General features: G+C 70.1%; 11 protein-coding genes. All 11 read left to right on the forward strand.

Annotation, left to right across the window (positions count from 1 at the left end; translation table 11 throughout):
• Window positions 1–160 precede the first annotated feature (160 nt).
• The 11 genes from thiO to MJ797_RS17780 all read left to right on the forward strand — a co-directional run bounded on the left by thiO (window position 161) and on the right by MJ797_RS17780 (window position 9,842).
• A complete protein-coding gene (gene thiO, locus MJ797_RS17730) occupies window positions 161–1,432 on the forward strand; it encodes a glycine oxidase ThiO (protein ID WP_239336341.1) in 1,272 nt (423 codons plus the stop codon).
• Window positions 1,429–1,629: a sulfur carrier protein ThiS gene (gene thiS / locus MJ797_RS17735; protein ID WP_239311690.1), complete on the forward strand. Its 201-nt coding sequence runs from the start codon at window positions 1,429–1,431 to the stop codon at window positions 1,627–1,629. The genes thiO and thiS overlap by 4 nt, the downstream gene beginning before the upstream one ends.
• 1 nt (window position 1,630) lies before the next feature.
• Window positions 1,631–2,404: a thiazole synthase gene (locus tag MJ797_RS17740; protein ID WP_255739129.1), complete on the forward strand. Its 774-nt coding sequence runs from the start codon at window positions 1,631–1,633 to the stop codon at window positions 2,402–2,404.
• Between the two features lie 157 nt (window positions 2,405–2,561).
• The gene (locus MJ797_RS17745; RefSeq protein ID WP_239336342.1) at window positions 2,562–3,125 is read left to right on the forward strand and encodes an Hsp20/alpha crystallin family protein; all 564 of its coding nucleotides are present in this window, start codon (window positions 2,562–2,564) and stop codon (window positions 3,123–3,125) included.
• A 125-nt stretch (window positions 3,126–3,250) separates the two neighbouring features.
• On the forward strand, window positions 3,251–3,403 hold the full coding sequence (locus MJ797_RS17750; RefSeq protein ID WP_239336343.1) for a hypothetical protein: 153 nt from the start codon (window positions 3,251–3,253) through the stop codon (window positions 3,401–3,403).
• A 10-nt stretch (window positions 3,404–3,413) separates the two neighbouring features.
• Window positions 3,414–4,331 (forward strand): radical SAM/SPASM domain-containing protein, encoded by a 918-nt coding sequence (locus MJ797_RS17755; RefSeq protein WP_239336344.1) that lies wholly within the window; start codon window positions 3,414–3,416, stop codon window positions 4,329–4,331.
• Window positions 4,328–5,197, forward strand: a complete 870-nt coding sequence (locus MJ797_RS17760) for a hypothetical protein (protein ID WP_239336347.1) — start codon at window positions 4,328–4,330, stop codon at window positions 5,195–5,197. Before MJ797_RS17755 ends, MJ797_RS17760 begins: the two co-directional genes overlap by 4 nt.
• 551 nt (window positions 5,198–5,748) lie before the next feature.
• Window positions 5,749–6,126, forward strand: a complete 378-nt coding sequence (locus MJ797_RS17765) for a hypothetical protein (protein WP_239336350.1) — start codon at window positions 5,749–5,751, stop codon at window positions 6,124–6,126.
• A gap of 162 nt (window positions 6,127–6,288) precedes the next feature.
• Entirely contained in the window at window positions 6,289–7,125 is an 837-nt protein-coding gene (locus MJ797_RS17770; protein WP_239336353.1) for a hypothetical protein, read from the forward strand.
• Between the two features lie 6 nt (window positions 7,126–7,131).
• Window positions 7,132–9,084, forward strand: a complete 1,953-nt coding sequence (locus MJ797_RS17775; protein WP_239336355.1) for a fumarate reductase/succinate dehydrogenase flavoprotein subunit — start codon at window positions 7,132–7,134, stop codon at window positions 9,082–9,084.
• A complete protein-coding gene (locus MJ797_RS17780; RefSeq protein WP_239336357.1) occupies window positions 9,084–9,842 on the forward strand; it encodes a succinate dehydrogenase/fumarate reductase iron-sulfur subunit in 759 nt (252 codons plus the stop codon). Before MJ797_RS17775 ends, MJ797_RS17780 begins: the two co-directional genes overlap by 1 nt.
• The last annotated feature ends 621 nt before the right edge of the window (window positions 9,843–10,463 follow it).

Consider the following 10,463-nt stretch of genomic DNA (forward strand, 5'->3'; position numbering starts at 1 on the left):
CCGGCAGCCGCACATGCTCAGAGCCTGTTCGTGGAGCCACGATCGCGCGCCCGTGACCCCGCGACCGGCGAAACTTGCATGCGGAGCCTCCGGCGGTGTCGGGTGAGGCTGACGATGACACCGATGGCGGCACCGATGGCGGCGCGGGAGAAGGAGGCTCATGCTGGCAGCTGGCGCCAACGCCCGGGGATCGAGGTCATCGGCGTCCGGCGCGGACGTCATCGTGGCCGGCGCGGGCGTGATCGGGCTCGGGGTCGCGTGGCGCGCCCAGCTGCGTGGCCTGTCGGTGACCATCGTCGATCCGGCGCCGGGGTCGGGCGCGAGCGGGGCGGCCGCGGGCATGCTGGCTCCTGTCAGCGAGCTGCACTACGGCGAGCGGCCGCTGCTGGAGCTGAACACCGCTTCCGCGCTGCGTTACCCCGCCTTCGTCGACGAGCTGGAACGCAGCAGTGGTTGCGAAATCGGCTACCTGCGGTGCGGGACGCTGGTGGCCGCCTGGGACGCCGCGGACATGGCCGGCCTGCGTGACATCCACGGCTTCGCGCGGTCGCTGGGGCTGGAGACCGAACTGCTGACCAGGCACCAGCTGCGCGCCCGGATCCCGGCGTCCGCGAGCGGGCTGGTGGGTGCGCTGGCGGTGCCGGGCGACCATCAGGTCGACAACAGGCGCCTGCACCACGCGTTACTGCGGGCATGCGAGCGGGAAGGCGCGACCATGCTCCGGGTGGCCGCGCGGGAACTGCTGCTGCGCGCTGGCCGGGCCGCCGGGTTGCGGCTCGCCGACGGCACCGAGCTGACCGCGCCGGTGGTCGTGCTGGCCTGTGGGGTGTGGTCGGCCCGGATCGGTGGGCTGCCGCTGGCGGCTCTCCCCGCGGTCCGGCCGGTCAAGGGGCAGACCCTACGGCTGCGGACCGTCGGGCCGCCCCTGCTTACCTGCGTGTTGCGGGGCTCGGTGCGTGGCTGCCCGGTGTACCTGGTACCGCGCGGCGACGGTCGGGTCGTGGTCGGGGCCAGCAGCGAGGAGGTCGGATTCGACCTGCGCCCGCGGGCCGGCGCCGTGTATGAGCTCCTGCGCGATGCCCAGGCCCTCGTGCCGGGGCTGGGCGAAGCCGAGCTTGAGGAGGTGAGCACCAGCCTGCGGCCCGCCTCGCCCGACAACGCCCCGCTCATCGGCCCGTCGCGGGTGCCCGGCCTCGTGCTGGCTGTCGGCCACTACCGCAACGGCGTGCTGCTCACGCCGGTGACCGCGGATGCCATCGCCGGCCTGCTCGCGGACGGCGCCATGCCCGCCGAGGTCGCGCCGTTCACGCCGGCCAGGTTTGACCCCACGGCCGCCTCGCCCGGGTCCGGTCTGGTCGGCGCCGAGCCGCCGGGACCCGGGCGCCGGGAGTCCACGCGGGACCCGACAGTCACTGAGGAGGATGGTGGATGACTCTCACCGTGAACGGCAAACTCATGCAGCTGCCGGCTGGCACCACCCTGTACCAACTGATGGCGGGTTTGGCGGGCGTCGGCCGGGGGACCGCCGCCGCGGTCGACGGCGTTGTCGCCCCCCGCGGCGGATGGGCGGAGCTGGAGCTGCGCGCCGGCCAGCACGTGGAGATTCTCACCGCGACCCAGGGAGGTTGACGTGGCCGACGACACCTTCACCATCGCCGGTGCGGAATTCGATTCCCGACTGATCATGGGGACCGGCGGGGCACCGAGCCTGGCCATCATGGCGGCGGCGATCCATGCCTCGGGGACGGCCATGTGCACGGTGTCCATGCGCCGGGTGGATACCGCGACGCCCGGGTCGGTACTGGACATGCTCGCCGGCTGCGGCGTCCGGGTGCTGCCGAACACGGCCGGGTGCCGCACCGCCCACGAGGCCGTCCTGACCGCCCGGCTCGCCCGGGACGCGCTGGAAACAGACTGGATCAAACTTGAGGTGATCGCGGACGACCACACGCTGCTGCCGGATCCGGTCGAGCTCCTCGACGCGGCCGAGCTCCTGGTCGCGGACGGGTTCACCGTCCTGCCCTACACCAACGACGACCCGGTGCTCGCCCGCCGGCTCCAGCGGGCCGGCTGCGCCGCGGTGATGCCGCTGGGCGCGCCCATCGGCACCGGGCTGGGAATCCGCAACAGGCACAACATCGAGCTGATCGTCGCCGAGGCCGAGGTTCCCGTCATCCTCGATGCCGGGATCGGTACCGCCTCCGACGCCGCGCTTGCCATGGAACTCGGCTGTGACGCCGTGCTGCTCGCCTCCGCGGTCACCCGGGCGCAGGACCCCGCCCTCATGGCGGCGGCCATGGCGGCCGCGGTGACCGCCGGACGGCTCGCGGCCCGGGCCGGGCGCATACCCCGGCGCCACCACGCGCGAGCGTCGTCCCCCACGCATGGCACCGCGGTGTTCTGAGCACCCGCGAATCCGGGCGTTGACGCCCATCGGCCGCCCATCGGCCCTGGTCCTGATCCACTTTCCCGGCGCCGTTTGCGTCTTCGGGGAGCGGATAGGAGCGCAGGGGGATGGGCTCCCATCCCCCTGCCAGTGACCGCCAGGGAGGAAGCCGACAATGACCTCGTTGTCCGTTATGAGCCGTCCGACGCCAGTCACTCGACGGGGCTGGGACCCGTTCGCCGAGTTCGGTGATCTCTACGAACGGATGGGCCGCCTGCTGGATGTATCGCTGCCGGACCTGATGCCGCGGGAAGGCCGCTCGTGGACACCCGCGATCGACATGGAGGAGACCGAGGACTCCTACATCATCGAAGCGGATCTGCCCGGTACGCCCGCCAACACCGTCAACATCGACGTCCGGGGGAACGAGGTGAGCATCGCCGCTGACATTCAGGCCCGGGAACACCGCGGCATGATGCGTCAGCAGATGCGCCGGATGGGCCGGTATGAATGTACCGTGCGGCTGCCCGGGGAAGTGGATGCGGAGAAGTCCGCGGCCCAGGCGTCCGACGGTGTGCTTCAGCTGACACTGCCGAAGCTCTCGTCGACCGCGAGCCGCCACGTCCCGGTGATCGAGGCCGGCGAGCGTGCCATGACTGGAACGCGTGCTGCCGAGACAGCTGAGGACCGCTCCGCGACCGGCCGGGCAGCCGGTTCCGACAGGAGCGCCCGGCAATAGCTCGGCAACAGGGCATGTTCCGACAGTCATCTGGCTGGCGCGAGGCGCGTGCCCCCGCCCCGCGACCCCGCGTCCCTATTGCCGGTCGCTCTTAGCAGCCTGACTGGCGCCGGCCGGCTACAGTGGTGCGTGGCGAATTCACCGTTGCCATCGCCCGGTCCGCCGGTGAGGTGCTCATCCGCGGGCCGAGCGGGCAGCGTCTGCTGGGCCTGACCACCCCCGAGCGGCGGCTGCGCCACGACGTGATCCGCGTCGGCGAGTATCAGAACACGGCGTAGGGAGATCATCATGACCGCGACACTGCCCGGGCCTGTCCGCCCGGTGATCCAGGCCGAGCCGCCCCGGCTGATCTGGCTGGAGATCACCGGACGCTGCCAGTTAACCTGCTCTCACTGCTACGCCGGCTCCTCACCACACGGCAGCCAGGGCACGATGACGCTTCCCGACTGGGAGGCGGTCATCGCCGAGGCAGCCGCCGTCGGCGTCGAGCAGGTCTGCCTCATCGGCGGCGAACCGACCCTCCGTCCTGACTTCCCTGCGCTCGTCGCGGCGGCGCTCGACGCCAACCTCGCGGTCGAGGTCTTCACCAACCTGTATACCCTTCCCGCCGCGGTCTGGGACGCGCTCGTCCGCCCGGGTGTGTCGGTCGCGACTTCGTACTACGCCGACGACGCGGCCCGACATGACAAGGTCACCGGGCGTGCCGGCAGCCATGCCCGCACCCGGGCCCAGCTGCGGCGCCTCGTCGCGGCAGAGGTGCCGGTCCGCGCGGGCATCATCGCCACCGCCGGCGAGGAACAGGCCCTCGCCGCGTTCGACGACCTGACCGCTCTCGGCGTCGTCGCCAGCATCGACCAGGTCCGGCCATTCGGCCGTGCCGCCGACCACGACGATGAGGCGGGCACCTGCGGGCACTGCGGGCACGGCACGGCCGCGGTTGGCCCGGACGGCACCGTGACTCCATGTGTCTTCACCCGCCGCGCCGCCGCCGGTAACGTCCGTGACGGGCTGGCCGCTGTCCTCGCTGGCACGCCCTTCCGGTCCCAGGTCGCCCGGCTCGACGCCGCGCGCACGGTGACCGCCGCCTCCGGCTGCGGCCCGGACATCTGCGGTCCCAAGGCAAGCACCGCCTGCGGCCCCACCCAGTCCCAATGCAAGCCGAAGACCCCGGACTGCGAACCGCGCCCGACAGACGGAAACGCGTGATCCGCTGGCTGCCGGTCAGCATCGACGGTGCGGCGTGGCTCGCCGAGATCTACCGCGAGGGCGCACGACAACTCGGGATACGGCCTCTCGGCTCCGGACGGGCCAGCGGTTCCGACGCCGTCATCGCGGGGCCCGCCACGCACGACGGCGCCACCGCGTGGCTGCGGGTCGCCGCGTTCATCGAGTCCGACATGGACCGCGAGGTCTGGACCGGCACCCACGATGCCGCCAGCCTGTCCGGCGTCGCCAAGCCGACGCTGCTCGCTGAGACCGAATGGACCCATCCCGACCCGGTCCCGGTGTCCGTGCGTGCTGAGCTGCTCACGTTCGCGGCCGACTCGACGGTCGTGCCGGCGGACGCCTACGGCGCCGGGCAGTACCTGTCCGGCGAGCCGGACCTCCCGGATGCCTGGTGGGGCGACCTGCGTGCCTCGGTCGACGCGCTCGCGGACACCCCCACCGAGCGGAAGCTGTGGGCCTACTCCCCCGAACAGATCGCCCATCTGATCCATGCCAGAGTCGGTGAGCTGCCTGCTGACGTTGCCCCCGGCCCGGCGGCCACCGAGCATCTGGACCTGCACTGGGGCAACATCACCGCGCCGCATTTTTCGATCATTGACTGGGAGCACTGGGGCCGCAGCGTTCCAGGCATCGGCGTCGCGAACCTGTACATCACCGCGCTGCGGCACGCGCCCCGGACCGCCAGCCGCCTTCGTGCGGCCTTCCCTGAGCTGGACGCCCCGACCGGCCGGTACGCCCGGGTCGTCGCCTGTCTGTTCACGCTCGCCGGACTGTCCTGGTCCCCTGACAAGATGGACGTCGCTGGCGCCGTGCGGGCCCATCTGGACGACCTGATCAGCCGGTAGCCCGGCCGCCCAGGCACTCGCCGTCACTACGGCGTGTTTCGGAAGTCATCTGTCCGGCTCACCGCGCCAAGGCGGCCCCTGGCCGCGTTCTCGGCCACCCCGATACAGCTCATCCGCTATCGGGGTGGGCTGGGCCCGCGCCGCCCACCCCGCGGCCGGGGGCTGACCGGCGCGGGGCATTCCAGCGGTCAATCACCCGACGGTCAATCACATGGAGCGACCGGCAACAGGGACGCGGCGTCGCCAGGCTGGGGGGCACACACCTGTTGCCGGCCTTTTTTACACACGTATTACGGAAATATGCCCGTAGCATGATCGTCGATGACCGACGAATGACCCGCGCGAGCGGGTCTCTGACGCATCTGGACACGGCCTTCCGGCGCTCCGGCGCGGTCGAAGGTCTGCCTCTCCGGCCAACCTTTCGCCCGTCGATCATACTGCTGCGTGAACGTAATGTGTCATTGATGTGACCGGCTCGGCAGTGGAGATGGGTACCGATACCTGTCCGGAATGTCGCCGGCCGGCAGCCGGAACCACGGAGGTGGCGAATCGTGCAGTCGACAAGCCTACGGGACGAGCTTCTCGCCGTACTCAGAGCAGTACAGGAAGCGCAACGTCATGTGCACCATGTGCGCTGCCACGCGCCCAGCTCAAGAATGGCGGGCCGGCTCGAGGCGGATGTCCGCCGCGTCCTGGAGGACATTGACGATCTTGAAGCTGAGACCATGACCCGCAGCGGCGCGAACGGTCTGGACCCGGCCGGCACGGCCGACGGCCCAGCGTGCTCAACCCGCTACGAACCCGTGTTCGTACCGGCCCGCCAGGGCGAACCGGAGTTCCAGCCCGAATGCGACGACGAGGGGGTCGCCGGCGGGTGGCAGCGGCATCGCACCGTGTCGCCGCGCCGCCGACGCCGCGTCCGGGTGTGAGCATGAGACGACGGGCCGCGCGATAACCCGCGGCCTGTCGTCTGGTCCCTCCAACCGACCAGGACACCCCAAGGAGAGCAACAGCCAGCGAGAACACGCCGGGGGCCCAGCGCCGCGAACGCACCTGACCGCGCCTGCGGCCCCAGGAAACCGAGGAGCACCATGCCGACGCAGACGGATGCCCGTCGTCCCGACAATCGGGGCCCCGCCAGAACCGCCGCTCCCGGCGGCGGCGCGGCCCGAGCGAGGATCGTCCAGCCCAGCCTGAGACGGGACCGGTGGTGGGTGGCTCCGGTCGTCACGGTGGCCGTGCTCACCGGCTTTGTCGCCTACGGGACGTGGGCGGCGTTCCGCAACAGCAACTATTACGCGGATCCGTACCTGTCGCCGTTCTACTCGCCATGCCTGACCGACTCCTGCCCCGCCGACGCACTCGGCTCCGGGCTGCTCGGCGACATCCCCTGGATCTCGCCCGCCATCCTGATTCTGCTCTTCCCGCTCGCCTTCCGGCTCACCTGCTACTACTACCGGAAGGCGTATTACCGCTCGTTCTGGTGGGCGCCGCCGGCCTGTGCGGTCCCCGACGCCCGGCGCAGGTACAGCGGTGAGGCCCGGTTCCCGTTGCTGCTACAGAACGTGCACCGCTATTTCCTCTACTTCGGTGGGCTGTTCGTGTGTCTGCTCACCTACGAGGCCGTCCAGGCGTTCAGCTTCGACGGCGGTTTCGGCATCGGCGTCGGTAGCGGCATCCTTGCGGCCAATGTGGTGCTTCTCGGCCTGTACACGTTTTCCTGCCATTCCTTCCGGCATCTGTGTGGAGGTGGGCTGCGGACCCTGTCCGCGCATCCGGCCCGCCAGCGGCTGTGGCGGGGGATTTCGGCGCTCAACCGGCGTCATCTGGTGTGGGCCTGGGCGAGCCTTCTGTGGATCATGGCAACCGACTTCTACATCTGGCTGGTCGCGAGCGGTCACCTCCACGACTATCACTGGGTGGCGTGAGCGACCATGACCGCACCATCCATATCGTCATCGTCCGTATCGGAGACGCACGCGTACGACGTCGTGGTCATCGGCGCGGGCGGAGCGGGCCTGCGCGCGGCGCTGGAAGCGCACGAGCAGGGCGCCCGCGTCGCGGTCGTCTGCAAGAGCCTGCTCGGCAAGGCGCACACCGTCATGGCTGAGGGCGGTATCGCGGCCGCGATGGGCAACGTGTGGCCTGAGGACGACTGGCAGACGCACTTCCGCGACACGATGCGTGGCGGGAAGATGCTCAACCAGTGGCAGATGGCCCAGCTCCACGCGCAGGAGGCACCGGAACGGGTCTGGGAGCTGGAGGAGTGGGGCGCGGTCTTCGACCGGACGCCCGACGGGCGGATCCTCCAGCGTGACTTCGGCGGCCACCGCTTCGCGCGGCTCGCGCATGTCGGGGACCGCACCGGCCTGGAACTGATCCGTACCCTGCAAAACCGGCTGATCAGCAAACGTGTCGACGTGTTCATGGAGTGCACGGTGCTGCGCCTGCTGACGACGCGGCGCCAACAGGCCGTACCACCGCGGGCGACGCCGTCACGGACCGCGCTTTCACCGGACATGCCGCAGCGTGGCGAACCACCGGTCACCGGCGCGTTGGCGTACTGGCGCGAGTCCGGGACCTTCGTGCGTTTCGACGCGCCCGCGATAGTGCTTGCCACCGGCGGGATCGGCAAGTCCTATCAGGTGACGTCGAACTCCTGGGAGTACACCGGCGACGGCCACTCGCTCGCGCTGTGGGCGGGGGCCACGCTGATGGACATGGAATTCGTCCAGTTCCATCCCACCGGCATGGTCTGGCCACCGTCGGTGAAGGGGATCCTCGTCACCGAGGGCGTCCGGGGTGATGGCGGTGTGCTGCTCAACGCCGAAGGCCGTCGCTTCATGTTCGACTACATCCCCCCGGTCTTCGCCGCCGAGACGGCCGACACCGAGCAGGAGGCCGACCGCTGGTACACCGACAAGGTGACCGCCCGCCGGCCGCCCGAGCTGCTTCCCCGCGACGAGGTGGCGCGAGCCATCAACGCCGAGATCAAGGCTGGGCGGGGCTCGCCGCACGGCGGGGTCTACCTTGACATCGCCTCCCGCCGTGACCCGGCGTACATCCGCCGCCGGCTGCCGTCCATGTACCACCAGTTCACCGAGCTGGCCGACGTCGACATCACCCGGGAGGCGATGGAGGTCGGCCCGACCTGTCACTACGTCATGGGCGGCATCAAGGTCGACCCGGCCACCGCGGCGGCGACGGTACCCGGGCTGTTCGCCGCGGGCGAGTGCGCGGCCGGCATGCACGGCTCGAACCGGCTCGGTGGTAACTCCCTGTCCGACCTGCTTGTCTTCGGACGCCGGGCAGGGCTGTACGCCGCGCGATACGCACAGGCGGTGCCGGCGGACGTCCGGGGCGTGGCTACCGACGCGGAGGTCCATGCGATCGTCGAGCAGGTCCTCGCGCCGTTCTCCACCACCACCGGACACACCGGCGGACGCACCGGCGCAACCGCGGCGGAGAACCCCTACCAGCTACAGATCGACCTTCAGGAGGTGATGCAGAGCCTGGTCGGGATCATCCGGACCGAGGCCGAACTCGCCCGGGCACTGACGGAGATCGAGGCGTTGCGGGCCCGTGCCCGCCGGGTCGCGGTCACCGGTCACCGCCAGTACAATCCCGGGTGGCATCTTGCCATCGATCTGCGATCGCTGCTCACCGTCGCCGAGTGCATCGCCACCTGCGCGATGGCCCGCAAGGAGAGCCGTGGCGGGCACACCCGCGACGACTTCCCCCAGCCCGATCCGGCGTTCGCGACCGTCAACCACGTCCTGCGGCTGCGTGCCGACAGGCTTGAGCTCACCGCCGAGCCGCTGCCGCCGCTGCCGGCGGAGCTGGCGCACCTGTTCGACCAGCCCGCGGCGTCCGGGAAGGAGGCGTGATGACCGGGTACGACCTGACACTCCAGGTGTGGCGAGGCGATGCGAGCGGCGGTGATCTGCACGACTACACGGTCGCAGTCGAGGAGGGCATGGTCGTCCTCGACGCGCTGCACCGGCTCCAGCAGACCCAGCTCCCGGATCTGGCTGTCCGGTGGAACTGCAAGGCCGGCAAGTGCGGGTCGTGCGGCGCCGAGGTGAACGGCCGTCCCCGGTTGATGTGCATGACCCGGCTGAACCTGTTCGCCCCGGCGGACACCGTCACCGTGACGCCGCTGCGGACCTTCCCGGTGATCCGGGACCTTGTCACCGACGTCTCGTACAACTACGAGAAGGCCGCGCAGGTGCCGGCATTCGCGCCCGGTCCGCCCGCCGGCACCGACGGGCACCACCGGATGCGGCCGGAGGACGCCGGCCGCATCCAGGAGTTCCGCAGGTGCATCGAGTGCTTCCTGTGCCAGACGGTCTGCCATGTCATCCGTGACCACGAAGAGAACAAGCCGGTCTTCGCCGGCCCGCGGCTGATGATCCGGTACGCCGAGCTGGAGATGCATCCGCTCGACACCGACGACCGGCGGGAGCTGCTGCGCAAGGAGGCCGGTATCGGCTACTGCAACATCACGAAATGCTGTACGGAGGTGTGCCCGGAGAACATCGCGATCACCGACAACGCCATCATCGCGCTCAAGGAACGGGTCGTCGACGCTTCCTACGACCCGCTGGTGTGGCTCGGCACCCGCATCTTCCGGCGCAGGCGCTAGCCCCGTCTTCCGCACATGGGGTTTCGATGCTCCAACCGACGCCATTTTCAATCATGAAAGAGGCGAACGGCAAACAAGCAAAAATCACACTATCCACACACTGGATGGACAGGGCTAGCCGGTAGGCGCATCTGGAGGCCGGTCCCTCGATCGTCGCGCATCGCGAGCCGGCCATCGAGGTCGCTCATGCGACCACGAAAATTCCACACGAAGCGGCAGCGAGCCGCTGCGTCACTCGGGCGCGGATGAGCCGCTCACTGATCGAACGCCCTCTCCTCGGGCGCTCTTAGTGGTCGGCGCTGGAAGTTCATCCAGGGCCTGCCGGCGCCAGGCGGCGCCTCGCGTCATCGCTCCCCGCACATCGCTTCGCGATGCACGGGTACCCCGGCTCGTCAGCCCCGGTAGAACACCGCTACCGGGGCCTCCTCCGCCTCGCGACGCATCCACCTGGCATCCGACACAACCCCCGAAGGACTTCCAGCGCCGACCACTTAGGCGACATGTCCGCAAGCTCTACGACCAAGCACACTGCCCCTGCGCGGAGAGGTGGGAGCGCCTGCGTGAGCCACCGTCGCCAGGGCCGCCCATCGGCAATACACGCGGAGACGACAAAAGCGGCCA

This window comes from Protofrankia sp. CiP3, assembly GCF_917627345.1.
GTDB lineage: Bacteria > Actinomycetota > Actinomycetes > Frankiales > Frankiaceae > Protofrankia.

Excerpts from the sequence above, each read along its gene's own strand:
- MJ797_RS17780 (WP_239336357.1), top strand. The coding sequence starts at position 9,084 with ATGACCGGGTACGACCTGACACTCCAGGTGTGGCGAGGCGATGCGAGC.
- MJ797_RS17755 (WP_239336344.1), top strand. The coding sequence starts at position 3,414 with ATGACCGCGACACTGCCCGGGCCTGTCCGCCCGGTGATCCAGGCCGAG.
- MJ797_RS17770 (WP_239336353.1), top strand. The coding sequence starts at position 6,289 with ATGCCGACGCAGACGGATGCCCGTCGTCCCGACAATCGGGGCCCCGCC.
- MJ797_RS17745 (WP_239336342.1), top strand. The coding sequence starts at position 2,562 with ATGACCTCGTTGTCCGTTATGAGCCGTCCGACGCCAGTCACTCGACGG.
- MJ797_RS17775 (WP_239336355.1), top strand. The coding sequence starts at position 7,132 with ATGACCGCACCATCCATATCGTCATCGTCCGTATCGGAGACGCACGCG.
- thiO (WP_239336341.1), top strand. The coding sequence starts at position 161 with ATGCTGGCAGCTGGCGCCAACGCCCGGGGATCGAGGTCATCGGCGTCC.
- thiS (WP_239311690.1), top strand. The coding sequence starts at position 1,429 with ATGACTCTCACCGTGAACGGCAAACTCATGCAGCTGCCGGCTGGCACC.